The organism is Pseudomonas sp. FGI182 (assembly GCF_000511325.1).
In the GTDB taxonomy this organism is placed as follows: domain Bacteria; phylum Pseudomonadota; class Gammaproteobacteria; order Pseudomonadales; family Pseudomonadaceae; genus Aquipseudomonas; species Aquipseudomonas putida_Z.
In genome coordinates this window covers 5646977-5670115 of sequence record NZ_CP007012.1, presented here as the reverse complement: position 1 = coordinate 5670115, position 23139 = coordinate 5646977, and the positions used below count along the sequence as shown (strand labels likewise).

Genomic DNA, 23139 nt, shown 5'->3' with positions numbered 1-23139 from the left:
TTAAAAATATCAATCAAGGGGGGCTTGCAAGACCAGTCAATCGAAAAGACAAACTGATGTCAAGCCAACCCCATGATGCCCTGAAATGGCACATCGACGGCAGATTTGCTGCATCTCGGGGCAAACCATTATCCGCTATTTCCCGCGCAAAGGGCTATCTCCGACCAACCGTGTTTTATTTTTTACGGAGGTGTTGTGTAAAAAAATGAACAAGGCTAAGCTCGGTCTCAACCCAGAACACAATAATACGAGGGTCACATGGTCCGCTTGCCGAGACCTGAAAGCACTGCCTGCGCAGTGCCATCGGGTACATCCGTCTTTTTTGCAAGCTTCGTCAATGGCGTGGCCGCCCTGGCCGCAATAATTGACGTTTGGCGCTCCCGGACCTGCCCTCGTAGCGGCTTGCCGCCCTTCGTTTCGTCTTCCTGCCTTTCGAACTCATTACGGACGCACCTGTTTTCAGTGTATCCACTGTGGCTCTGCGCGGGGGTTTTTGCTTTAGCAATGTACTCCATCCAGAATCAGTGCGCGGACCACCTTACCTCCTGAGGTATTTATGAGTAACAACCTCGACCAGCTCACCGATTGGTTGAAAGAGCACAAGATCACCGAAGTCGAATGCATGATCAGTGACCTGACTGGCATCACGCGCGGCAAGATTTCGCCTACCAACAAATTCATCGCCGAAAAAGGCATGCGCCTGCCCGAGAGCGTGCTGCTACAGACCGTGACCGGCGACTACGTCGACGACGACATCTATTACGAACTGCTGGACCCGGCGGACATCGACATGATCTGCCGCCCCGACGAGAACGCCGTGTTCCTGGTGCCATGGGCCATCGAGCCGACCGCCCAGGTGATCCACGACACCTACGACAAGAAGGGCAACCCGGTCGAACTGTCGCCGCGCAACGTGCTGAAGAAAGTCCTCAAGCTCTACGCCGACAAGGGCTGGCAGCCGATCGTCGCGCCGGAGATGGAGTTCTACCTGACCAAGCGCAGCGAAGACCCGGACTTCCCGCTGCAGCCCCCGGTAGGCCGTTCGGGCCGCCCGGAAACCGGCCGCCAGTCGTTCTCGATCGAAGCCGCCAACGAATTCGACCCGCTGTTCGAAGACGTCTACGACTGGTGCGAACTGCAGCAGCTGGACCTCGACACGCTGATCCATGAAGACGGCACGGCGCAGATGGAGATCAACTTCCGTCATGGCAACGCCCTGCACCTGGCCGACCAGATCCTGGTGTTCAAGCGCACCATGCGCGAGGCCGCGCTCAAGCACAATGTGGCCGCCACCTTCATGGCCAAGCCCATGACCGGCGAGCCAGGCAGTGCCATGCACCTGCACCAGAGCGTGGTCGACGTGGCCACCGGCAAGAACATCTTCAGCAACGACGACGGCAGCATGAGCGAACTGTTCCTGCACCACATCGGTGGCCTGCAGAAGTTCATCCCCGAGGCATTGCCGCTGTTCGCGCCCAACGTCAACTCGTTCCGCCGCTTCCTGCCTGACACCTCGGCGCCGGTGAACGTGGAGTGGGGCGAGGAAAACCGTACCGTCGGCCTGCGCGTGCCGGACGCCGGCCCGCAAAGCCGCCGGGTCGAAAACCGCCTGCCAGGCGCCGACGCCAACCCTTACCTGGCCATCGCCGCCAGCCTGCTGTGTGGCTACATCGGCATGGTCGAAGGCATCGACGCCAGCGCGCCGGTGCAGGGTCGTGGCTACGAACGCCGCAACCTGCGCCTGCCACTGACCATCGAAGATGCCCTGGAACGCATGGAAAACAGCCGTGCACTGGTGCAGTACCTGGGCAAGAAGTTCATCACCGGCTACGTCGCTACCAAGCGCGCCGAGCACGAGAACTTCAAGCGAGTCATCAGTTCCTGGGAGCGTGAGTTCCTGCTGTTTGCTGTCTGATCAACTTGGTGCCGCAGGACGCGGCTGTCGAACAACGGAGAAGCACATGAGCGTCAACAACCCGCAAACCCGTGAATGGCAAACCCTGAGCGAGGAGCATCACCTCGCGCCCTTCAGCGACTACAAGCAGCTGAAGGAGAAGGGGCCGCGCATCATCACCAAGGCCCAGGGTGTGCATTTGTGGGATAGCGAGGGGCACAAGATCCTCGACGGCATGGCTGGCCTGTGGTGCGTGGCGGTGGGCTATGGCCGTGAAGAACTGGTGCAGGCGGCAGAAAAGCAGATGCGCGAGCTGCCGTACTACAACCTGTTCTTCCAGACTGCCCACCCGCCTGCGCTGGAACTGGCCAAGGCAATCTCCGATGTCGCGCCGCAAGGCATGACCCATGTGTTCTTCACCGGCTCCGGCTCCGAAGGCAACGACACCGTGCTGCGCATGGTCCGCCATTACTGGGCGTTGAAAGGCAAGCCACAGAAGCAGACCATCATCGGCCGCATCAACGGCTACCACGGCTCCACCGTGGCTGGTGCCAGCCTGGGCGGCATGAGCGGCATGCACGAGCAGGGCGGCCTGCCGATCCCGGGCATCGTGCATATCCCGCAGCCTTACTGGTTCGGCGAAGGCGGCGACATGACCCCGGATGAGTTCGGGGTGTGGGCGGCCGAGCAGCTGGAGAAGAAAATCCTCGAAGTCGGCGAAGACAATGTCGCCGCCTTCATCGCCGAGCCGATCCAGGGCGCCGGGGGCGTGATCATCCCGCCGGAAACCTACTGGCCGAAGGTGAAGGAGATCCTCGCCAGGTACGACATCCTGTTCGTCGCCGACGAAGTGATCTGCGGTTTCGGCCGTACCGGCGAGTGGTTCGGTTCCGACTACTACGACCTCAAGCCTGACCTGATGACCATCGCCAAGGGCCTGACTTCCGGTTACATCCCAATGGGCGGTGTGATCGTGCGTGACACCGTGGCCCAGGTACTCAGCGAAGGCGGCGACTTCAACCACGGCTTCACCTACTCCGGCCACCCGGTAGCGGCCGCCGTGGGCCTGGAAAACCTGCGCATCCTGCGTGACGAGAAAATCGTCGAGAAGGCGCGCAGCGAAGCGGCACCGTATTTGCAAAAGCGTTTGCGTGAACTGCAGGACCACCCTCTGGTGGGCGAGGTACGCGGCCTGGGTCTGCTCGGCGCGATCGAGCTGGTCAAGGACAAGGCCACCCGCAGCCGTTACGAGGGCAAGGGCGTGGGCATGATCTGCCGCACCTTCTGCTTCGAAAACGGCCTGATCATGCGCGCGGTGGGTGACACCATGATCATTGCGCCGCCGCTGGTGATCAGCCATGCAGAGATCGACGAACTGGTGGAAAAGGCACGTAAATGCCTTGATCTGACGCTCGAAGCGATCCGCTGACAGTTTGCTAGGCTAGCGATGTGACATTAAGTCGTTACAAGGCCCTGCTTTCCTTGATACAGAGCCTTGTAACTTGCCAGACTAGCGACTGTTTCAGTCGCCGCGCGCTCTGCACCGTAGGTCCTGGCTGCTGAACAGATGGCTAAATAAAAAATTCTGGAGCATTACGCATGAATAAAATGGGCAAGACGTTGCTGGCCGCCGCCCTTATGGGTGCCATGGCTACCGCTGTTCAGGCTGAAGACAAGGTGTTGAACGTCTACAACTGGTCGGACTACATCGCTCCGGACACCATCGCCAAGTTCGAGAAACAGTCGGGCATCAAGGTCAAGTACGACGTCTTCGACAGCAACGAAACCCTCGAAGCCAAGCTGCTGGCAGGCAAGTCGGGCTATGACATCGTCGTGCCTTCGAACAACTTCCTGGCCAAGCAGATCAAGGCTGGCGTGTACGAGGAACTGGACCGCTCCAAGCTGCCGAACTGGAAGAACCTCGACCCAGACCTGCTCAAGGCCGTTGGCGATGCCAGCGACAAGGACAACAAGCACGCCTTCCCTTACATGTGGGGCTCGATCGGCATCGGCTACAACCCGGAGAAGGTCAAGGCCGCGCTGGGCGTGGACAAGATCGACTCGTGGGACGTGGTGTTCAAGCCTGAGAACATCGCCAAGCTCAAGAGCTGCGGCGTGAGCTTCCTGGATGCCCCGACCGAAATGCTGCCGGCTGCGCTGCACTACCTGGGCCTGCCGAGCAACAGCACCAAGAAGGAAGACCTGAAGGCCGCCGAGGACCTGTTCCTCAAGATCCGTCCTTCGATCACCTACTTCCACTCGTCCAAGTACATCGGCGACATGGCCAACGGCAATATCTGCGTAGCCGTCGGTTACTCGGGTGACCTGGAGCAGTCCAAGGCCCGTGCCCACGAAGCCGGTGACAAGGTCAAGGTGGACTACGTCATTCCGAAGGAAGGTGCCGGTACCTTCTACGACATGGTCGCCATCCCCAAGGATGCCGAGCATAAAGACGCTGCCTACCAGTTCATGAACTTCCTGATGCAGCCGGAAATCATGGCCGAGATCACCAACGCCGTGCGCTTCCCGAACGGCAACGCTGCCGCCACCCAGTTCGTGGACAAGGAAATCACCAGCGATCCGAGCATTTATCCGCCAGCTGAAGTGAAGAAGCAGCTGTACGCGATCGCTGCGCCTGAAGCGTCTGCCCAGCGTGTGATCACCCGCAGCTGGACCAAGATCAAGTCGGGCAAATAAGCCCGATGCGGTACCTCTGGGCCGGGGAATCCCGGCCCAGAGCCAGTGAAAGGCAATTGATGATTGCGGCATCGAAGCTGCGAAGGTAAGTTGCGCGCCGGTTTTGCGTGTGCGGCAGCATTGTCGCTACCCAGGCACTGATTGTGAGGACCACCCACTTGTCCATTTCTGTATTCCGCAAGGCCTTGATGGCTGGAGCGGGCCTGACGCTGGCATGCAGCGTCCAAGCGGCGCCTACGGTGCACTTCTACAACTGGTCCGACTACGTCGGCCCGACCACACTCGCGGACTTCGAGAAAGCCACGGGCATCAAGCCCGTGCAAGACGTGTTCGATTCCAACGAAACCCTGGAAGGCAAGCTGCTGGCCGGCAACACCGGCTATGACGTGGTAGTGCCATCCAACCATTTCCTCGGCAAGCAGATCAAGGCGGGCGCGTTCCAGAAGCTCGACAAGAGCCTGCTGCCCAATTATTCCAACCTGGACCCGGCGCTGATGAAGCGCCTGGAAAGGAACGACCCGGGCAACCAGTACGCCGTGCCTTACCTGTGGGGCACCAACGGCATCGGTTACAACGTCGACAAGGTGAAGGCCGCGCTGGGCGTGGACACCATCGACTCCTGGGCAGTGCTGTTCGAGCCCGAGAACATGAAGAAGCTCGCCAAGTGCGGCGTGGCCTTCCTCGACTCGGCGGACGAAATGCTGCCGGCGGTGCTCAACTACATGGGGCTGGACCCCAACAGCACCAATGCCAAGGACTACCAGGCCGCCGAGAAGAAACTGCTGGCGGTACGCCCGTACGTGACCTACTTCCACTCGTCCAAGTACATCACCGACCTGGCCAACGGCGACATCTGCGTCGCGGCAGGTTTCTCGGGTGATGTGTTCCAGGCCAAGGCCCGCGCCGAAGAAGCGAAGAAGGGCGTGAACCTGGCCTACGCCATTCCCAAGGAAGGCGGCAACCTCTGGTTCGACGTGCTGGCGATCCCCAAGGACGCCAAGAACGTCAAAGAGGCGCATGCCTTCATCAACTATTTGCTGAAGCCTGAGGTTATCGCCCAGGTCAGTGATTACGTCGGTTACGCCAACCCGAACCCCAAGGCTGGCGACCTGATGGACCAGGCCGTGAGGACTGACGCCGCGGTTTACCCACCGCAGGAAGTGCTGGACAAGATGTTCGTGAACTCAGAGTTGCCACCCAAGGTGCAACGGCTGATGACCCGTAGCTGGACCAAGGTCAAGTCGGGCAAGTAAAAATCCAGGCCCGTGGTGGCACCTGTAGAACAGGGCTCGCGGGCACAAAAATCTTGTTGGGAGTTTCACTCATGGCAGTTGCCTCCGGTGCCTATAAAAAAGCCCTCGAGGGTGGCCAGCAACCCAAGCAGGTGCTGGTCAAGATCGACCGGGTCACGAAAAAGTTCGACGAAACGGTAGCCGTGGACGATGTGTCCCTGGAAATCCGCAAGGGCGAGATCTTCGCCCTGCTGGGTGGCTCCGGTTCCGGCAAGTCCACCTTGCTGCGCATGCTGGCCGGCTTCGAACGCCCGACCGAAGGGCGGATATTCCTCGATGGCGTCGACATCACCGACATGCCGCCCTACGAGCGGCCGATCAACATGATGTTCCAGTCCTACGCGCTGTTCCCGCACATGACCGTGGCGCAGAACATCGCCTTCGGCCTGCAGCAGGACAAGATGCCCAAGGCCGAGATCGACGCCCGCGTGGCCGAGATGCTCAAGCTGGTGCACATGACCCAGTACGCCAAGCGCAAGCCGCACCAGCTGTCCGGCGGCCAGCGCCAGCGCGTGGCCCTGGCCCGCTCGCTGGCCAAGCGCCCCAAGCTGCTGCTGCTCGACGAGCCGATGGGCGCACTGGACAAGAAACTGCGTTCGCAGATGCAGCTGGAACTGGTGGAGATCATCGAGCGCGTGGGCGTGACCTGCGTGATGGTGACCCACGACCAGGAAGAGGCCATGACCATGGCCCAGCGCATCGCCATCATGCACCTGGGCTGGATCGCCCAGATCGGCTCGCCGGTGGACATCTACGAGACGCCTACCAGCCGCCTGGTGTGCGAGTTCATCGGCAACGTCAACCTGTTCGAAGGTGAAGTGGTCGACGACGCCGAAGGCCACGCGATCATTGCCAGCCCGGAGCTGGAGCGCAAGATCTATGTCGGCCACGGCATCACCACGTCGGTGGAAGACAAGCACATCACCTATGCCCTGCGCCCGGAAAAGATGCTGGTCACCACCCAGCAACCGACCTGCGAGCACAACTGGTCGCGCGGCAAGGTTCACGACATTGCCTACCTGGGTGGCCACTCGGTGTTCTACGTCGAGTTGCCGAGCGGCAAGGTCGTCCAGTCGTTCGTCGCCAACGCCGAGCGCCAGGGCACCCGCCCGACCTGGGGCGATGAAGTGTACGTGTGGTGGGAAGACGACAGCGGCGTGGTACTGCGGTCATGAAACTGCGCAAGCTCAAGCGAGCCTTCCAGCGTATTACCCCGGAGGGGCGGCACCTGGTGATCGGCGTGCCGTTCATCTGGCTGTTCCTGTTCTTCATGCTGCCGTTCTTCATCGTGCTGAAGATCAGCTTCGCCGAAGCCGACGTGGCTATCCCGCCGTATACCGAGATCTACAGCTACGTCGAAGACAAGCTGCAGCTGGTGCTCAACCTGGCCAACTATGGCCTGTTGACCGAGGATGAGCTGTATATCTCGGCCTACCTGGGCTCGCTGAAGATGGCCTTCTTCAGCACCCTGCTGTGCCTGCTGATCGGCTACCCGATGGCCTATGCCATTGCCAACGCCAAGAAGGAGACCCAGACGGTCTTGCTGTTGCTGATCATGATGCCGACCTGGACCGCGATCCTGATCCGCGTCTATGCCTGGATGGGTATTCTCAGCAACAACGGCCTGCTCAACGGCTTCCTGCTGTGGACCGGGTTGATCGACCAGCCGCTGCAAATCCTCAACACCAACCTGGCGGTGTACATCGGCGTGGTCTATTCGTACCTGCCGTTCATGATCCTGCCGCTGTTCGCCAACCTGGTGAAGCACGACCCGAGCCTGCTCGAGGCCGCTTCGGACCTGGGTTCGAGCACCTTCAACAGCTTCTGGAAGATCACCGTGCCACTGTCGAAGAACGGCATCATCGCCGGCTGCATGCTGGTGTTCATCCCGGTGGTGGGCGAGTTCGTGATCCCTGAACTGCTTGGCGGCCCGGAAACCCTGATGATTGGCAAGGTGCTGTGGCAAGAGTTCTTCAACAACCGTGACTGGCCGGTGGCCTCTGCGCTGGCGGTGGTGATGCTGGCGATCCTGATCGTGCCGATCCTGCTGTTCAACCGCAGCCAGGCCAAAGAAATGGAGGGCAGGGCATGAAGCGCTTCAGTTTCTCCAAGCTGATGCTGGTGCTCGGCTTGCTGTTCATCTACCTGCCGATGCTGATCCTGGTGATCTACTCGTTCAACGCCTCCAAGCTGGTGACGGTATGGGGTGGCTGGTCGGTGAAGTGGTACGTCGGCCTGCTCGACAACACCCAGTTGATGGGTTCGGTGATGCGTTCGCTGGAAATCGCCTGCTACACGGCGGTGGCAGCGGTGGCGCTGGGTACCTTGGCGGCGTTCGTGCTGACCCGGGTTACCCGCTTCAAGGGCCGCACGCTGTTCGGTGGCCTGGTCACCGCGCCGCTGGTAATGCCCGAGGTGATCACCGGCCTGTCGCTGTTGCTGCTGTTCGTGGCCATGGCGCAGATGATCGGCTGGCCGCAGGAGCGCGGCATCGTCACCATCTGGATCGCCCATACCACGTTCTGTGCCGCGTATGTGGCGGTGGTGGTGTCGGCACGCCTGCGTGAGCTGGACCTGTCGATCGAGGAAGCGGCGATGGACCTGGGGGCCAAGCCGTGGAAGGTGTTCTTCCTGATCACCATCCCGATGATCGCGCCGTCGCTGGCGGCGGGCGGCATGATGTCGTTTGCCCTGTCGCTGGATGACCTGGTACTGGCCAGCTTCGTCTCCGGCCCTGGTTCGACCACCTTGCCGATGGAAGTGTTCTCGGCGGTGCGCCTGGGCGTGAAGCCGGAGATCAACGCCGTGGCAAGCTTGATCCTGCTGTCGGTGTCGCTGGTGACCTTCTTCGTCTGGTACTTCAGCCGCCAGGCCGAAGAGCGCCGTCGCAAGGCGATACAGCAGGCGATCGAAGAGGGCGCTGCGGCGAATGCTTCGCAGCCACAGGTCAAGCGCCCGGCGCAGGTTGCGGCGTCGGCCTGACCTGGCCTCTTCGCGGGCTTGCCCGCTCCCACAAGGACATCACAGCCTTCAGGCTTGTGGTGATCCCTGTGGGATAGGGGCACCAAAACCTTCAGGCATGTGGGAATCCCTGTGGGAGCGGGCAAGCCCGCGAAGGCCCCAACGCCGACTCAAAGCCATACAGCATCCCAGTGTGGATAGTCCCTGACACTCCTGACCAATCCTGCCCTCAAGGGATTGGCAACAATGTACCGGGCTACATGCACCACACACTCTTCCCGCCGCAGCGCATGGTCATGGTAACCGGGTTGCCAGATCGGTTTGTGCCTGACACCTGCCTTGCGTAACGCAATGGCTGTGCGTGATTTGAACTTGCGCATCAACGTTCCCAATGCCACTTCCTTCAGCTCGACCAGCCAATGCAGGTGGTCCTGCATCACTACCCAGGCCAGGGAATGGCAATCCTGAATGTCATTTGAAACCCGCAGGTGATTGACCACCAGGCGAGCATTGTCGAAGTCATGGAACAGTGGTTTTCGTTGGTGCGTGATGGTGGTCAGCAGGTAGAGCCTGCCTGGCTCGGAGTAGCGCCCACGACGTAATCGGTGGGATTCGGCTAGTGGCATTGTGATCTTCCTTGAAATTGAATCTCCTTTTGAAAGGTAGTGGCTGAAGCGGGGGTTACCGGGTGGCTGATGGTTTCTGAATATGGCAGAAGCTCATGCATTGCTGTGCCGGCCTCTTCGCGGGCGCGCCCGCTCCCACAGGTACAGCGCTGGCTTGGGGCTGGCGACATTCCTGTGGGAGCGGGCATGCCCGCGAAGAGGCCCTGAAGGCGTACGACTTTTCATCAACTCGAACCAAAGGCTTCAGTTGGATCGGCTTGGGAATTATCCTACGAGCCGTGTGGAAGCTGCTCTGTTGCTGGGGAAATGCCCCAGGGATAACGTACCTGGGACTGGGTGTGAGAACCCAACGATATAGTGCTTTCGTCATGGCAACCGTGCGCGGGCAGACTTACGTCTGGCTGCGTTCCTATATCCGCGGTTTCTCACCTCGCGTACGGTTGCCGCCCTGATCCGTGAGAAAGATGAAGGTGGCAACTCCTTGTCCAGATATAGGAGATCCACCATGACCAATTCTGCTCCAGGCACTCCTCATCCATCACACAGCAGCACCGTCGGTAAAGAAACCTGCATGGACCTCTTCCGCGTACAGGCCAATATCCCTTTCAACCATGCCTTCTCCGAACTCTCCGTAATGCTCGGTTGCATCAATCACCTGACGACCGAAGCCGAGATGGAAAATGACCGGCTGGCTGGTAGTGCCGCGAGAATTCTCAGTGGCTTTGCCAAAGCACTGATCGATGACATCGAGCTGGGACTGAACAAGGCTTCAGTTCAGCTCTGACCTGTACCGGCCCTTTCGCGGGCACGCCCGCTCCCACACGGTCATGTGCAGCCTTCAGGGTTTGCTCAATACCTGTGGGAGCGGGTTCACCCGCGAAAAGGCCCGCGCAGGCGCTGAAAATGCCGACTGATCTCCATCATTGTCGGTTATCCAACCCTTAATTCCATTCCGGGTTGCGAACATCATTAGCAGACATAGCCACCTGGTAAGGGGGAGGTGCAGCTCCGGGAGTGCTGACTCCCGGACTGCCTTCAATATTAGCAAGTGGGGTCATCTCAATATCCGTGGAATGAGTTACACCCGGGTAAGGCGGTTGACCGAAAAGTTCCCTGTAGGAAGGAGGCGGTTCAGATTGGACAGGTACTGCTGTTTGCTGCCTGCGCTGAAGGAACGGGGCAAATTGTCGTCTAGATGAAGTGACACGCATTATAACCAAGCCGGCCCCTACTGCAGCACCAGTGAGTGCCAAGAACGAATAGAGTTCAGCCTTTTTGGGCTTCGTAACCGCTGTCGCAATTGCTCCTGCAATTGATGCTGCTATCAAGGTTAACGATACAACATCCAAGAGCATTTTACGCGGGGAGTGCCCCGAGGGATCAGTACTGTTCACCGGATCCCCCGCACAGTACGCATAAGCGTTCAGGCCACCCTCCTCAAACGGGCTTAGATTATCTGGGCTAAAGAACCTTCGGAGTATCGGGCTAAAGAGACGATAACCATTGCCTAGCAAGTAACAGCCTGTTGTCGTGTCTAGCTGCTCGCCGTTGAATGCGAAGGGGTTATTCGATTTGCTCTCACCTGGGCGTCGGCCATAGGGGGTATAAGCGAACGGCGTCTTACCGGTGTGTCCAAATTCGCTCATGACGGTGTTGGTATTGTTCACCGTCATGATAGAACGCGATACCTCAGCACCTGATGTGCATTGCGCCAGGAGGCTACCCTGATGCCGGAAGATGGAGCGTGTTACAGACCCGCCGAGTTCGGTGGAAACACGGCCGTTCTGGTAGAAGCGGCGTGAACTTTTTGCAGCGGCCATGGGGCCTCCGAGGGTTCAAGGGTGAACAGAAAAATGCCTCTCTGTGGTGCCACTATCGGGGCGACCGGTTGGGGACACTATGTAATGCCCTGGCGATAATCGGCTACTGGCAGAAATGCCAGGTTTTCAACGAACAAGTTGTGCCGAACCTGCCCTGTGTCGCCGGCATTCGGAATGCCTCCCTTGCGCATATGGCCAGTGCCGTTTGTCCAACCCTGAACTACGCTGACAGTCGCATCCCACGAATCATTTGCGCGCAAGCAAGGAGCCTGCATGACGTTGATACGTCCGCTGTTGGTCGTCTGCCTGGGGCTTGTGTCCCTGCTGTCGGGCTGTAGTAAGGAAGAAACCACCGAAACACTGGCACGCGTAGGTGTGCAACAGGTATCACCCACCGATTTCGCTGCCAGGGTCACCCTGACCGGCGATGTGCAGGCACGGGTGCAGACCGACCTGTCGTTCCGTGTGGGCGGCAAGATCATTTCGCGCAGTGTCGATGTCGGCGACCACGTAAAGGCCAACCAGGTGTTGGCGCGGCTGGACCCGAAAGACCTGCAGAACAATGTCGACTCGGCCAAGGCCGAGGTGTTCGCCGCGCAGGCGCGGGTCACCCAGACCAGCGCTGCCTTCGTTCGCCAGCAAAAGCTGTTGCCCAAGGGCTACACCAGCCAGAGCGAATACGATTCCGCCGAAGCCGCGCTGCGCAGCAACCAGAGCGCGCTCAAGGCCGCACAGGCGCAATTGGCCAATGCCAACGAACAACTGAGCTATACCGCGCTGGTCTCCGAGGCCGATGGGGTCATCACCGAGCGCCAGGCCGAGGTCGGCCAGGTGGTGCAGGCGACCATGCCGATCTTCAGCCTGGCCACCGATGGCGACCGTGATGCCGTGTTCAATGTCTACGAATCGCTGCTGGTGGCTCCGCCAAGCGACGCCGGCGTGATCGTCAGCCTGCTGGACGACCCCAAGGTCCAGGCCCGTGGCTTCGTGCGCGAAATCACACCCACGGTGTCCGCGCAAAGCGGCACGGTACAGGTCAAGGTCGGGCTGAGGGATGTGCCGCCAGGGATGCAACTGGGTGCACCGGTGACGGCCACCACCAATGCCCAGGGCCGGCCAAGTATCGAGCTGCCATGGTCGGCACTGACCAAAGCCCTGCATGAGCCCGCCGTGTGGGTGGTGGGCGAGGGTGACAAGGTAGAGCTGCGCAAGGTCGAGGTCAGCCGTTACCTCACCGGCAGGATCGTGGTCGCCAGCGGCCTGAACGGCGGCGAGACCGTGGTGGTCAATGGCGGGCAGTTGCTGCACCCCGGCATGCAGGTGCTGAAGATCGATGCCAAGGGCAACGGGGGTGAGCTATGAAGCGCCTGCTGCTGATGCTGTCGGCCGGCGTGCTGTTGGCTGGCTGCAGTAGCGAGGATGAAGTGCCGGAGCCGATTCGGCCGGTGCTGTCGGTCAAGGTCGAACCCCAGGTGCAGTCGCAGCTGGGCCGTTTCGCCGGCAGTATCCAGGCACGTTTCGAAAGCACCTTGGGCTTCCGGGTATCCGGGCGTATCGCCCGGCGCTGGCTGGATGTGGGCGCCCAGGTGAAACCGGGCGACACCCTGGCCACCCTCGACCCGACCGACCAGCAGAACCAGCTTCGTGCCGCCGAGGGCGACCTGGCCAAGGTGCAGGCGCAATGGATCAACGCCCAGGCCGATGCCCGCCGCCAGCAACAGCTGTACGACCGTGGCGTAGGCGCCCAGGCACAGCTGGATATCGCCCAGACCAACCTGAAAACCACCAGCGCGGCGCTGGAGCAGGCGCGCTCTGCGCTCAGCCAGGCGCGTGACCAGCTCGACTACAGCACCCTGCGCACCGACCACGCCGCGGTAATCACTGCCTGGCAGGCCGAAGCCGGGCAAACCGTCACCGCCGGCCAGGCCGTGGTAACCCTGGCCAGGCCGGATGTGAAGGAAGCGGTGATCGACCTGCCGATCGGCCTGGCCGAGCAGTTGAGCAAAGGCCTGACCTTTACCGTTGCTTCGCAGCTGGACCCGACCATCAACACCACCGCCAGCCTGCGGGAACTGGAACCCCAGGCCGACGCCACCACTCGCACCCGCCGCGCGCGCCTGACCCTGGCCAGCACCCCGGCGGCCTTCCACCTGGGCACCGCCATCAGCGTGACCCTGAGTTCGGAGGTGTCGCCGCGCAGCGAACTACCTTTGAGTGCCTTGCTCGAGCGCGACGGCAAGACCCAGGTATGGGTGATCGATACGCAGCAGAAGACCGTGGCCACTCGTGACGTGGCCCTGATCGGCCGCACCGCCGACAGCGTCGTCCTGAGTTCGGGCGTACAGCCCGGCGAGCGGGTGGTGACTGCGGGCGTGAACAGCCTCAAGCCCGGCCAGAAGGTCACCTTCGACGAGGATGCGCAATGAAAGGAAGCTTCAACCTGTCCGACTGGGCACTCAAGCATCAATCGTTCGTCTGGTACCTGATGTTCGTTGGCCTGCTGATGGGGATCTTCTCCTACTTCAACCTGGGCCGTGAGGAAGACCCGTCGTTCACCATCAAGACCATGGTCATCCAGACCCGCTGGCCCGGCGCGACCCAGGACGAAACCCTGTACCAGGTCACCGACCGTATCGAGAAGAAGCTCGAGGAACTCGACTCCCTCGACTACACCAAAAGCTACACCCGCCCCGGCGAATCCACGGTCTACGTGTACCTGCGCGATACCACCAAGGCCAAGGACATCCCGGAAATCTGGTACCAGGTGCGCAAGAAGATCCAGGACATTCGCGGTGAATTCCCTGCGGGCATCCAGGGGCCCGGGTTCAACGATGAATTCGGCGATGTGTTCGGTTCGATCTATGCCTTCACCGCCGACGGCCTGACCCTGCGCCAGTTGCGCGACTATGTGGAACAGGCGCGGGCCGAAGTGCGCGATGTGCCCAACATCGGCAAGATCGAGCTGATCGGCACCCAGGACGAAGTGCTTTACCTGAACTTCTCCACCCGCAAGCTGGCAGCCCTGGGCATCGATCAGCGCCAGGTCATGCAGGCCCTGCAATCGCAAAACGCCGTGACCCCTGCCGGTGTGATCGAGGCCGGGCCGGAACGTATCTCGGTGCGTACCTCCGGGCAGTTCACCTCGGAAAAGGACCTGCAAACCGTCAACCTGAAGATCAACGACCGCTTCTTCCGCCTGGCCGACATCGCCGATATCGAGCGCGGCTACGTCGACCCCCCTTCGCCGATGTTCCGCTACAACGGCCAGACGGCGTTGGGCCTGGCCATCGGCATGAAGGCCGGCGGCAATATCCAGGTGTTCGGCGCGGCGCTGAAAAAGCGCATGGACAAGGTGATCGAAGACCTGCCGGTGGGCGTCGGGGTGCACACTGTTTCCGACCAGGCGGTGGTGGTCAAGCAAGCGGTGGGCGGCTTCACCAGTGCGCTGTTCGAGGCGGTGGTGATCGTGCTTGCGGTGAGCTTCGTCAGCCTCGGCGTGCGTGCCGGGCTGGTGGTGGCCTGCTCGATCCCGCTGGTGCTGGCCATGGTGTTCGTGTTCATGGAATACAGCGGCATCACCATGCAGCGGATTTCGCTGGGGGCGCTGATCATCGCCCTGGGCCTGCTGGTGGACGACGCGATGATCACCGTGGAGGTGATGGTCACACGGCTGGAGATGGGCGAAAGCAAGGAGCAGGCGGCGACTTTTGCCTATACCTCCACAGCCTTCCCCATGCTTACCGGCACCCTGGTGACGGTGGCCGGCTTCGTGCCGATCGGCCTCAACGCCAGTTCGGCGGGTGAGTACACCTACACGCTGTTTGCGGTAATTGCCGTGGCGCTGATGGTGTCGTGGGTGGTAGCGGTGTTCTTCGCCCCGGTGCTCGGCGTGCACATTCTCAGCAGTGCCAAGCTCAAGCCCCACGAAGCCGAGCCTGGCCGTGTCGGCCGGGTCTTCGAGCATGGTTTGTTGTGGTGCATGCGCAACCGCTGGCTGACCATCATCGGCACCGTGGTGCTGTTCGCCCTGGCGATCTTCTGCGAGCGCTTCGTGCAGAACCAGTTCTTCCCGTCCTCGGACCGCCCGGAAATTCTCGTCGACCTCAACCTGCCGCAAAACGCCTCGATCGAAGAGACGCGCAAGGTGGTCGACCGCTTCGAGGCGCGGATCAAGGACGACCCGGACCTGGTGCACTGGAGTACCTACATCGGCCAAGGGGCGATCCGCTTCTACCTGCCCCTCGATCAGCAGCTGCAGAACCCGTACTACGCGCAGTTGGTGATCGTCAGCAAGGGCTTCGAGGAACGCCAGGCCATGATGGACCGCCTGCAGAAGATCCTGCATGAAGAGTTCGTTGGCGTCGGCACCAACGTGCAATCGCTGGAAATGGGCCCGCCAGTGGGCCGACCGATCCAGTATCGGGTCAGCGGCGCCAATATCGACCAGGTACGCAAGCACGCCATCGAGCTGGCCACCTTGCTCGACCAGAACGAGCACATCGGCGAGATGATCTACGACTGGAACGAGCCGGGTAAGGTGCTGCGCGTGGAAATCGCCCAGGACAAGGCGCGCCAGCTGGGCCTGTCGTCGGAGGACGTGGCCAATGTGATGAACAGCATCGTCAGCGGCGTGCAGATCACCCAGGTCAACGACAACATCTACCTGGTCGACGTGGTCGCCCGTGCCGAGGACAGCGAGCGTGGCTCGCCCGATACCCTGCAGAACCTGCAGATACTGACGCCCAACGGCACCTCGATCCCGCTGCTTGCGTTCGCCACCGTGCGCTACGAGCTGGAGCAGCCGCTGGTGTGGCGCCGTGACCGCAAGCCGACCATCACCATCAAGGCCTCGGTCAACGGCGACATCCAGCCCACCGACCTGGTGGCCCAGCTGAAGCCGAAGATCGACGAGTTCGCCAGCAAGTTGCCGGTGGGCTTCGAAGTGGCTACCGGCGGTACGGTGGAGGAGAGCGCCAAGGCGCAGGGGCCGATCCGCAAGGTCATCCCGCTGATGCTGTTCCTGATGGCGACGTTCCTGATGATCCAGCTGCACAGCGTGCAGAAGCTGTTCCTGGTGGTCAGCGTGGCGCCGCTGGGGCTGATTGGCGTGATCATTGCGCTGGTGCCCACAGGTACGCCCATGGGCTTCGTGGCGATTCTCGGCATTCTCGCGCTGGCGGGCATCATCATTCGTAACTCGGTGATCCTGGTGACCCAGATCGACGAGTTCGAGGCCCAGGGCTTGTCGCCGTGGGATGCGGTGGTGGAGGCCACCAACCACCGGCGCCGGCCGATTCTGCTGACCGCGGCGGCGGCGAGCCTGGGCATGATCCCGATTGCCCGCGAGGTGTTCTGGGGGCCGATGGCCTACGCCATGATTGGCGGGATCATCGTGGCGACCCTGCTGACGCTGCTGTTCCTGCCGGCCTTGTATGTGGCCTGGTACAAGATCCGCGAGCCTGAAAACAGTACTGGAACCCAACACTGAACCCTGTTGAAACAGCTGTCTTGTTCAATATCCAAATGCTTGTGCAGTCCTTGTGGGAGCGGGCGTGCCCGCGAACACCGGCGAAGCCGGTGCCATCCATCGCGTTGGATTCTTCGCGGGCGTGCCCGCTCCCACAGAGGCGCTTTCTCGCCTGCAAGATCATCGCTAATTTTTAGTTATATAAACATTCTTAAACAGTATTTTTAAGAATAACCCAGCCTCACTACTATTGCCCTCAAGCCAGGCGCAAATCCCCTTCAAACCTCAGCCCGGCACCCTCACTCCAAGGAGAACGAGCATGAGTGCATCTCTGCGTAGCATCGACGGTCAGGACGAAGCCACCATTCTGCGTGAAATCCAGAGCGCTCTGCGCGACCTGCGATTCGGTGCGGTGGAGATTACCGTGCACAACGCTCAGGTCGTGCAGATCGAGCGCAAGGAGAAGTTCCGCCTGCAGCAGCCCGGCAACAAGACCGGCTGATCGCACCACACATTCAAAACTAGAAAAATGCCAATCGGGAGCTTCACCATGTCCATCCGCCGTTATGCGCTCGCCGCCCTGGCCAGTGCTGTTTTTGCCGGTTCCGCCATCGCCAAGGACTACGAACTGCTGAACGTGTCCTACGACCCGACCCGCGAGCTGTACCAGCAGTACAACGCCGAGTTCATCAAGCACTGGCAGCAGGCCCACCCGGGCGACAAGGTGAAGATCCAGCAATCCCACGGCGGTTCGGGCAAGCAGGCCCGTGCGGTGATCGATGGCCTGCGTGCCGATGTGGTGACCCTGGCCCTGGCCGGCGACATCGATGAAGTCGCCAAGCTTGGCAAGACCCTGCCAGACAACTGGCAGACCCGCCTGCCGGATGCCAGCACCCCGTACACCTCGACCATCGTGTTCCTGGTGCGCAAGGGCAACCCGAAAGGCATCAAGGACTGGGGCGACCTGATCAAGAAGGACGTGTCGGTCATCACCCCCAACCCGAAAACCTCCGGCGGCGCCCGCTGGAACTTCCTGGCTGCCTGGGCCTATGGCCTGAAGACCGGCGGTAGCGAAGAGAAAGCCAAGGCCTACGTGCAGGAGCTGTTCAAGCACGTGCCGGTGCTGGACACCGGCGCCCGTGGCTCGACCATCACCTTCGTCAACAACGGCCAGGGCGATGTGCTGCTGGCCTGGGAAAACGAAGCCTTCCTGGCACTGAAGGAAGACGGTGGCGCCGACAAGTTCGAGATCGTCGTGCCGTCGCTGTCGATCCTCGCCGAGCCGCCGGTGGCGGTGGTGGACAAGAACGCCGAGAAGAAGGGCAATACCGAGATTGCCAGCGAATACCTCAAGCACCTGTACAGCCCGGCCGGGCAGAAGATCGCCGCCGAGAACTTCTACCGCCCGCGTGACGAGAAGGTCGCTGCCGAGTTCGGCAAGCAGTTCCCGAAACTGGACCTGGTGACCATCGACAAGGACTTTGGTGGCTGGAAGACTGCACAACCTAAATTCTTCAATGATGGCGGTGTGTTCGACCAGATCTATCAGGCACAGTAAGGGCCAAGGAAAAGCGGGGCCGCGCTGCGGCCCATCGCGACACAAGGCCGCTCCTACAGAGGTACGCGCACCCCTGTAGGAGCGGCCTTGCGTCGCGATGGGCTGCAAAGCAGCCCCAGGATTTCAGAAGCTAGCACCAGCCCGGGATCGTTCCCGGGCCAAGTGCGTTCAACCAGGGATATTTATGTCACGCCGCATTTCCCCCGTCATACCCGGCTTCGGGCTGACGCTGGGCTACACCTTGGTGTACCTCAGCCTGATCGTGCTGATACCGCTGGCCGCCATGTTCGTGCATGCCGCACAGCTTACCTGGGAGCAGTTCTGGAACGTCATCAGTGCGCCGCGGGTGATCGCCGCGCTCAAGCTGAGTTTCGGCACCGCCCTGTTCGCCGCCATCATCAACGGAGTGATCGGCACCCTGCTGGCCTGGGTGCTGGTGCGCTACACCTTCCCCGGGCGCAAGATCATCGATGCGATGATCGACCTGCCGTTCGCCCTGCCCACGGCCGTAGCCGGTATCGCCCTGACCGCCCTGTACGCGCCTTCGGGCTGGGTCGGTCAGTTCGCCACCGACCTGGGTTTCAAGATCGCCTACACCCCGCTGGGCATCACCCTGGCGCTGACCTTCGTCACCCTGCCGTTCGTGGTGCGTACGGTGCAGCCGGTACTGGCCGACATTCCGCGTGAAGTGGAGGAGGCCGCCGCCTGCCTGGGCGCCAAGCCGCTGCAGGTGTTCCGCCATGTGCTGGCGCCAGCGCTGCTGCCTGCCTGGCTGACAGGCTTTGCCCTGGCCTTCGCCCGCGGCGTGGGCGAGTATGGTTCGGTGATCTTCATTGCTGGCAACATGCCGATGAAGACCGAGATCCTGCCGCTGCTGATCATGGTCAAGCTCGACCAGTACGACTACACCGGCGCGACCTCCATCGGCGTGCTCATGCTGGTGGTTTCCTTCATCCTGCTGCTGCTGATCAACCTGCTGCAGCGCCGCATCGAAACCCCTTGAAGGAGGCCGGCATGTCCAGTTCATCCCTGAATGCAACCGCCGCCGCCAACGCCGCCCGCCGGGGCAGTGCCACTTCGCGGCGTATCCTGATCGGCCTTGGCTGGCTGGTGTTCGCGCTGTTCCTGCTGCTGCCACTGGTGATTGTGGTATCGCAGGCGCTGAAGAACGGCTTTGGCACCTTCTTCGAAGCGATCTTCGAGCCTGACGCGTTGTCGGCGCTGAAGCTGACCCTGCTCGCCGTGGTCATTTCGGTACCGCTGAACCTGGTGTTCGGCGTCAGCGCCGCCTGGTGCGTGAGCAAGTACACCTTCCGTGGCAAGAGTATCCTGGTCACCCTGATCGACCTGCCGTTCTCGGTATCGCCGGTGATCGCCGGCCTGGTCTACGTGCTGATGTTCGGTGCGCAAGGCCTGTTCGGGCCGTGGCTGCAGGACCACGATATCCAGATCGTGTTCGCCCTGCCGGGCATCGTCCTGGCCACCATCTTCGTCACCGTACCGTTCGTGGCCCGTGAGCTGATCCCGCTGATGCAGGAGCAGGGCACGCAGGAAGAGGAGGCCGCGCGCCTGCTCGGCGCCAATGGCTGGCAGATGTTCTGGCACGTGACCCTGCCGAACATCAAATGGGGCCTTATCTACGGCGTGGTGCTGTGCACCGCGCGGGCCATGGGCGAGTTTGGCGCGGTGTCGGTGGTGTCCGGCCACATTCGCGGCGTGACCAACACCTTGCCGCTGCATGTGGAGATCCTCTACAACGAGTACAACCATGTCGCGGCCTTCAGCGTGGCCAGCCTGCTGCTGATCCTGGCGCTCTTCATCCTGCTGCTCAAGCAGTGGAGCGAGAACCGTATTAACCGCCTGCGCCACAGCGCCGCGGAGGAATGATTCATGTCGATCGAAGTTCGTAACGTCAGCAAGCGCTTCAACAGCTTCCAGGCCCTGGACAACATCAACCTGGACATCAACAGCGGCGAGCTGGTGGCCCTGCTCGGCCCGTCCGGCTGCGGCAAGACCACGTTGCTGCGCATCATCGCCGGCCTGGAAACCCCCGACCAGGGCAATATCGTGTTCCATGGCGAGGACGTGTCCGGCCATGACGTGCGCGACCGCAACGTCGGTTTCGTGTTCCAGCACTACGCGTTGTTCCGCCACATGAGTGTGTTCGACAACGTTGCCTTCGGCCTGCGCATGAAGCCCAAGGGCGAGCGCCCGAGCGAGAGCAAGATTGCCGAGAAGGTGCATGAGCTGCTGAACATGGTGCAGCTGGACTGGCTGTCCGACCGCTACCCCGAGCAGTTGTCCGGTGGCCAGCGCCAGCGTATCGCACTGGCCCGTGCGCTGGCGGTGGAGCCCAAGGTGCTGCTGCTGGACGAGCCTTTCGGTGCGCTGGATGCCAAGGTGCGCAAGGAGCTGCGCCGCTGGCTGGCGCGCCTGCACGAGGACATCAACCTGACGTCGGTGTTCGTCACCCACGACCAGGAAGAAGCCATGGAGGTGGCTGACCGCATCGTGGTGATGAACAAGGGCGTGATCGAGCAGATCGGCTCGCCGGGCGAGGTGTACGAGCACCCGGCCAACGATTTCGTCTACCACTTCCTCGGTGATTCCAACCGCCTGGCCCTGAGCGAAGGGCATCATGTGCTGTTCCGCCCGCACGAAGTGTCGCTGTCGCGACACGAGACCGAAGGGCACCATGCGGCCGAGGTGCGGGATATCCGGCCGTTGGGCGCGACCACGCGGGTGACCTTGAAGGTGGAGGGGCAGAGCGAGCTGATCGAGGCCGAAGTGGTCAAGGACCATGACAGCCTGACCGGGTTGGCGCGGGGGGAGACATTGTTCTTCCGGCCGAAGGTTTGGCAGAAGGTGGCGGATATCTGAGTCGCCTTTGGTGATGAAAAAGCCCGGGGTTGCTCCTGGGCTTTTTTATGCCTGATGGATTGCCGGGGCTGCTTTGCAGCCCATCGCGACACAAGGCCGCTCCTACAGGGGATCGCGTAATGCCTGGGGCTTGCGCGGTCCGTGTAGGAGCGGCCTTGTGTCGCGATCGAGGGCGCAGCCCTCGCGGCAATCTCATGCCTTACGCGAATATTTCGCATGCCGGCAATGCATGATTGAAAACCCGCCCGGCTACAGCCCGCGAATTCCGCGGCTTTGCCACAATCCCTCAAAAACGATATTCAGTAAAGTTCTAACCATAATTTTAAACATTACTTTAAGAGATAAGCCCCTGGCCCCGATGATTCAGCCACACACCTGAATCGAGTCCCAGGAGTTTGATCAATGGGTAATGTCCAGTCGGCCGTCAGGGCCTACGACCAGCCATGGCGCCCGGCACCGGGTGACCTGGTCGACCTTGGACGCACGCTTCGCCTCCCGCTTGGCCAGCTGCGCCTGCAACGCACGCCCGTCAGTGGGCTCAAGCGCCGCGACAAGCTGGTGTTGGGCCTGCTGGTGCTGGCCCTGCATGGCGCAGCAGCGTACTGGGTCAGCCAGGCACCAACGCCCGAGCTGCCGGTGGTGCCACCGCAAGTACCGCCGATGACCATCGAGTTCGCCGCGCCGGCACCGCCTGTAGTCGAGCCACCGCCACCAGCCCCGGCACCGCCGGTGGTCCAGCCGCCACCTCCGCCGGTGGTCGACGAGCTGGCCGCCAAGCCCAAACCCAAGCCAAAACCCGTGCCCAAGCCGGTGGTCAAGCAACAGCCCAAACCGCAGCCCAAGCCGGTCGAAGCGCCGCCGCCAGCCCCTGTGGCCGCTCCGGCCCCGCCAGCACCGCCCGCGCCGGCCCCGGTCACCCCGGCATCGGCCAACGCGGCGTACCTGAAGAACCCGGCGCCGGAGTACCCGCAGATGGCCCAGCGCCGCGGTTGGGAAGGCACCGTGCTGCTGCGCGTCGAGGTGCTGCCCAGCGGCAAGCCCGGGCAGATCCAGATCCAGAAGAGCAGCGGCCGTGATGCCCTCGACGCTGCCGCACTGGCCGCGGTCAAGCGCTGGAGTTTCGTGCCTGCCAAGCAGGGTGACGTGGCCCAGACCGGCTGGGTCAGCGTGCCGATCGATTTCAAGCTTCGCTAACTTTTTCGCAGAACACAGGAAGACATCATCATGAGCCTGCTGGCATCCCCCCTCGAATCCGTTGAAAGCGCAGTCATCTGGCTGCTGGTCGGTTTTTCTGTCGCCACCTGGGCCCTGGCCCTGGTCAAGGTCGTGCAGTTCGTGCGGCTGAAGAACCAGGACAAACGCTTCCACCAGCAATTCTGGGCCGCCTCGAGCCTGGACTCGGCTGCCGAGCCCAGCCACGAACTGCCTGGCCCGGCCGCCCGCGTTGCCCAGGCCGGTTATGCCGCCATCGCTGTCGGTGACAGCCAGGCCAATGACCTGAGCCACGCCATCAACCACCAGGACCGCCTGGAGCGCGCCCTGCGCCAGCAGATCGTGCGTGAGCGCCGTTCGCTGGAAACCGGCCTGGCGGTGGTCGCCAGTATTGGCAGTACCTCGCCCTTCATCGGCCTGTTCGGCACCGTCTGGGGCATCATGGAAGCGCTCAAGGGCATCAGCGCGGCCGGTTCCGCCAGCCTGGAAACCGTGGCCGGGCCAATTGGCGCGGCACTGGTGGCCACCGGCGTGGGTATCGCCGTCGCGGTGCCGGCGGTGCTGGTCTACAACTACTTCCTGCGCCGCCTCAAGCTCACCGCGGCCGATCTCGATGACTTCGCCCACGACTTCTACAGCCTGGCGCAGAAGAGTGCCTTCCGCGTGCTGGTGCACCCGGCCGTGCACAGGCCCCAGGCCGGTTTCACCCAACCGGTGAAGGAGGCGTCCTGA

At 61.7% G+C, this 23139-nt stretch carries 20 protein-coding genes; 18 read left to right on the top strand and 2 right to left on the bottom strand.

From position 1 onward, the window contains the following. Positions 1-556: 556 nt before the first annotated feature. The 7 genes from C163_RS24955 to C163_RS24925 all read left to right on the top strand — a co-directional run bounded on the left by C163_RS24955 (position 557) and on the right by C163_RS24925 (position 8865). The gene (locus C163_RS24955; protein ID WP_013974708.1) at positions 557-1915 is read left to right on the top strand and encodes a glutamine synthetase family protein; all 1359 of its coding nucleotides are present in this window, start codon (positions 557-559) and stop codon (positions 1913-1915) included. A 46-nt stretch (positions 1916-1961) separates the two neighbouring features. Then, positions 1962-3323 (top strand): aspartate aminotransferase family protein, encoded by a 1362-nt coding sequence (locus C163_RS24950; RefSeq protein ID WP_025341037.1) that lies wholly within the window; start codon positions 1962-1964, stop codon positions 3321-3323. Between the two features lie 170 nt (positions 3324-3493). Beyond that, a complete protein-coding gene (locus tag C163_RS24945) occupies positions 3494-4591 on the top strand; it encodes a polyamine ABC transporter substrate-binding protein (RefSeq protein WP_025341036.1) in 1098 nt (365 codons plus the stop codon). 158 nt (positions 4592-4749) lie between these two features. Continuing rightward, the gene (locus tag C163_RS24940; protein ID WP_025341035.1) at positions 4750-5844 is read left to right on the top strand and encodes a polyamine ABC transporter substrate-binding protein; all 1095 of its coding nucleotides are present in this window, start codon (positions 4750-4752) and stop codon (positions 5842-5844) included. 71 nt (positions 5845-5915) lie between these two features. Then, positions 5916-7058, top strand: coding sequence for a polyamine ABC transporter ATP-binding protein (potA, locus tag C163_RS24935; protein ID WP_013974704.1), 1143 nt, complete (start codon positions 5916-5918; stop codon positions 7056-7058). Beyond that, positions 7055-7975 carry an ABC transporter permease subunit gene (locus C163_RS24930; RefSeq protein WP_013974703.1) on the top strand — a complete coding sequence of 307 codons (921 nt, stop codon included), beginning with the start codon at positions 7055-7057 and terminating at the stop codon, positions 7973-7975. The genes potA and C163_RS24930 overlap by 4 nt, the downstream gene beginning before the upstream one ends. Then, entirely contained in the window at positions 7972-8865 is an 894-nt protein-coding gene (locus C163_RS24925) for an ABC transporter permease subunit (RefSeq protein WP_003258560.1), read from the top strand. The genes C163_RS24930 and C163_RS24925 overlap by 4 nt, the downstream gene beginning before the upstream one ends. A 149-nt stretch (positions 8866-9014) precedes the next feature. Here the strand turns inward: C163_RS24925 and C163_RS24920 are convergent, their stop codons facing one another. Further along, the gene (locus C163_RS24920; protein ID WP_025341034.1) at positions 9015-9470 is read right to left on the bottom strand and encodes a transposase; all 456 of its coding nucleotides are present in this window, start codon (positions 9468-9470) and stop codon (positions 9015-9017) included. A gap of 505 nt (positions 9471-9975) precedes the next feature. Between C163_RS24920 and C163_RS24915 the strand changes: the two genes are divergently transcribed. Then, positions 9976-10254 carry a DUF3077 domain-containing protein gene (locus C163_RS24915; RefSeq protein WP_025341033.1) on the top strand — a complete coding sequence of 93 codons (279 nt, stop codon included), beginning with the start codon at positions 9976-9978 and terminating at the stop codon, positions 10252-10254. A 157-nt stretch (positions 10255-10411) separates the two neighbouring features. On the opposite strand, the gene C163_RS26915 is transcribed toward C163_RS24915, so the two are convergent. Then, positions 10412-11290: an RHS repeat-associated core domain-containing protein gene (locus C163_RS26915; protein ID WP_081742329.1), complete on the bottom strand. Its 879-nt coding sequence runs from the start codon at positions 11288-11290 to the stop codon at positions 10412-10414. Between the two features lie 273 nt (positions 11291-11563). On the opposite strand from C163_RS26915, the gene C163_RS24910 reads away from it, so the two are divergent. The 10 genes from C163_RS24910 (at position 11564) to C163_RS24865 (ending at position 23139) form a co-directional block, all read left to right on the top strand. Further along, positions 11564-12652, top strand: coding sequence for an efflux RND transporter periplasmic adaptor subunit (locus C163_RS24910; RefSeq protein ID WP_025341032.1), 1089 nt, complete (start codon positions 11564-11566; stop codon positions 12650-12652). Then, positions 12649-13716: an efflux RND transporter periplasmic adaptor subunit gene (locus C163_RS24905; protein WP_025341031.1), complete on the top strand. Its 1068-nt coding sequence runs from the start codon at positions 12649-12651 to the stop codon at positions 13714-13716. The genes C163_RS24910 and C163_RS24905 overlap by 4 nt, the downstream gene beginning before the upstream one ends. Then, positions 13713-16778 (top strand): efflux RND transporter permease subunit, encoded by a 3066-nt coding sequence (locus tag C163_RS24900; protein ID WP_025341030.1) that lies wholly within the window; start codon positions 13713-13715, stop codon positions 16776-16778. The genes C163_RS24905 and C163_RS24900 overlap by 4 nt, the downstream gene beginning before the upstream one ends. Positions 16779-17076: 298 nt before the next feature. Further along, complete coding sequence (oscA, locus tag C163_RS24895) at positions 17077-17259, top strand: sulfur starvation response protein OscA (protein ID WP_003258557.1); 183 nt, start codon at positions 17077-17079, stop codon at positions 17257-17259. 48 nt (positions 17260-17307) lie between these two features. Then, the gene (locus tag C163_RS24890) at positions 17308-18315 is read left to right on the top strand and encodes a sulfate ABC transporter substrate-binding protein (RefSeq protein WP_025341029.1); all 1008 of its coding nucleotides are present in this window, start codon (positions 17308-17310) and stop codon (positions 18313-18315) included. A gap of 184 nt (positions 18316-18499) precedes the next feature. Then, positions 18500-19318: a sulfate ABC transporter permease subunit CysT gene (gene cysT / locus C163_RS24885; protein WP_025341028.1), complete on the top strand. Its 819-nt coding sequence runs from the start codon at positions 18500-18502 to the stop codon at positions 19316-19318. A gap of 11 nt (positions 19319-19329) precedes the next feature. After that, positions 19330-20202, top strand: a complete 873-nt coding sequence (cysW, locus tag C163_RS24880; RefSeq protein ID WP_025341027.1) for a sulfate ABC transporter permease subunit CysW — start codon at positions 19330-19332, stop codon at positions 20200-20202. 3 nt (positions 20203-20205) lie between these two features. Next, positions 20206-21195 carry a sulfate/molybdate ABC transporter ATP-binding protein gene (locus C163_RS24875; RefSeq protein WP_013974693.1) on the top strand — a complete coding sequence of 330 codons (990 nt, stop codon included), beginning with the start codon at positions 20206-20208 and terminating at the stop codon, positions 21193-21195. Between the two features lie 402 nt (positions 21196-21597). Then, the gene (locus tag C163_RS24870) at positions 21598-22389 is read left to right on the top strand and encodes an energy transducer TonB (protein WP_025341026.1); all 792 of its coding nucleotides are present in this window, start codon (positions 21598-21600) and stop codon (positions 22387-22389) included. A 30-nt stretch (positions 22390-22419) separates the two neighbouring features. Next, a complete protein-coding gene (locus C163_RS24865; protein ID WP_025341025.1) occupies positions 22420-23139 on the top strand; it encodes a MotA/TolQ/ExbB proton channel family protein in 720 nt (239 codons plus the stop codon).

What these genes read in the sequence shown, in the direction of transcription:
- C163_RS24955 (WP_013974708.1), top strand. Translation starts at nt 557, where the DNA reads ATGAGTAACAACCTCGACCAGCTCACCGATTGGTTGAAAGAGCACAAG.
- C163_RS24950 (WP_025341037.1), top strand. Translation starts at nt 1,962, where the DNA reads ATGAGCGTCAACAACCCGCAAACCCGTGAATGGCAAACCCTGAGCGAG.
- C163_RS24945 (WP_025341036.1), top strand. Translation starts at nt 3,494, where the DNA reads ATGAATAAAATGGGCAAGACGTTGCTGGCCGCCGCCCTTATGGGTGCC.
- potA (WP_013974704.1), top strand. Translation starts at nt 5,916, where the DNA reads ATGGCAGTTGCCTCCGGTGCCTATAAAAAAGCCCTCGAGGGTGGCCAG.
- C163_RS24930 (WP_013974703.1), top strand. Translation starts at nt 7,055, where the DNA reads ATGAAACTGCGCAAGCTCAAGCGAGCCTTCCAGCGTATTACCCCGGAG.
- C163_RS24925 (WP_003258560.1), top strand. Translation starts at nt 7,972, where the DNA reads ATGAAGCGCTTCAGTTTCTCCAAGCTGATGCTGGTGCTCGGCTTGCTG.
- C163_RS24920 (WP_025341034.1), bottom strand. Translation starts at nt 9,470, where the DNA reads ATGCCACTAGCCGAATCCCACCGATTACGTCGTGGGCGCTACTCCGAG.
- C163_RS24915 (WP_025341033.1), top strand. Translation starts at nt 9,976, where the DNA reads ATGACCAATTCTGCTCCAGGCACTCCTCATCCATCACACAGCAGCACC.
- C163_RS26915 (WP_081742329.1), bottom strand. Translation starts at nt 11,290, where the DNA reads ATGGCCGCTGCAAAAAGTTCACGCCGCTTCTACCAGAACGGCCGTGTT.
- C163_RS24910 (WP_025341032.1), top strand. Translation starts at nt 11,564, where the DNA reads ATGACGTTGATACGTCCGCTGTTGGTCGTCTGCCTGGGGCTTGTGTCC.
- C163_RS24905 (WP_025341031.1), top strand. Translation starts at nt 12,649, where the DNA reads ATGAAGCGCCTGCTGCTGATGCTGTCGGCCGGCGTGCTGTTGGCTGGC.
- C163_RS24900 (WP_025341030.1), top strand. Translation starts at nt 13,713, where the DNA reads ATGAAAGGAAGCTTCAACCTGTCCGACTGGGCACTCAAGCATCAATCG.
- oscA (WP_003258557.1), top strand. Translation starts at nt 17,077, where the DNA reads ATGAGTGCATCTCTGCGTAGCATCGACGGTCAGGACGAAGCCACCATT.
- C163_RS24890 (WP_025341029.1), top strand. Translation starts at nt 17,308, where the DNA reads ATGTCCATCCGCCGTTATGCGCTCGCCGCCCTGGCCAGTGCTGTTTTT.
- cysT (WP_025341028.1), top strand. Translation starts at nt 18,500, where the DNA reads ATGTCACGCCGCATTTCCCCCGTCATACCCGGCTTCGGGCTGACGCTG.
- cysW (WP_025341027.1), top strand. Translation starts at nt 19,330, where the DNA reads ATGTCCAGTTCATCCCTGAATGCAACCGCCGCCGCCAACGCCGCCCGC.
- C163_RS24875 (WP_013974693.1), top strand. Translation starts at nt 20,206, where the DNA reads ATGTCGATCGAAGTTCGTAACGTCAGCAAGCGCTTCAACAGCTTCCAG.
- C163_RS24870 (WP_025341026.1), top strand. Translation starts at nt 21,598, where the DNA reads ATGGGTAATGTCCAGTCGGCCGTCAGGGCCTACGACCAGCCATGGCGC.
- C163_RS24865 (WP_025341025.1), top strand. Translation starts at nt 22,420, where the DNA reads ATGAGCCTGCTGGCATCCCCCCTCGAATCCGTTGAAAGCGCAGTCATC.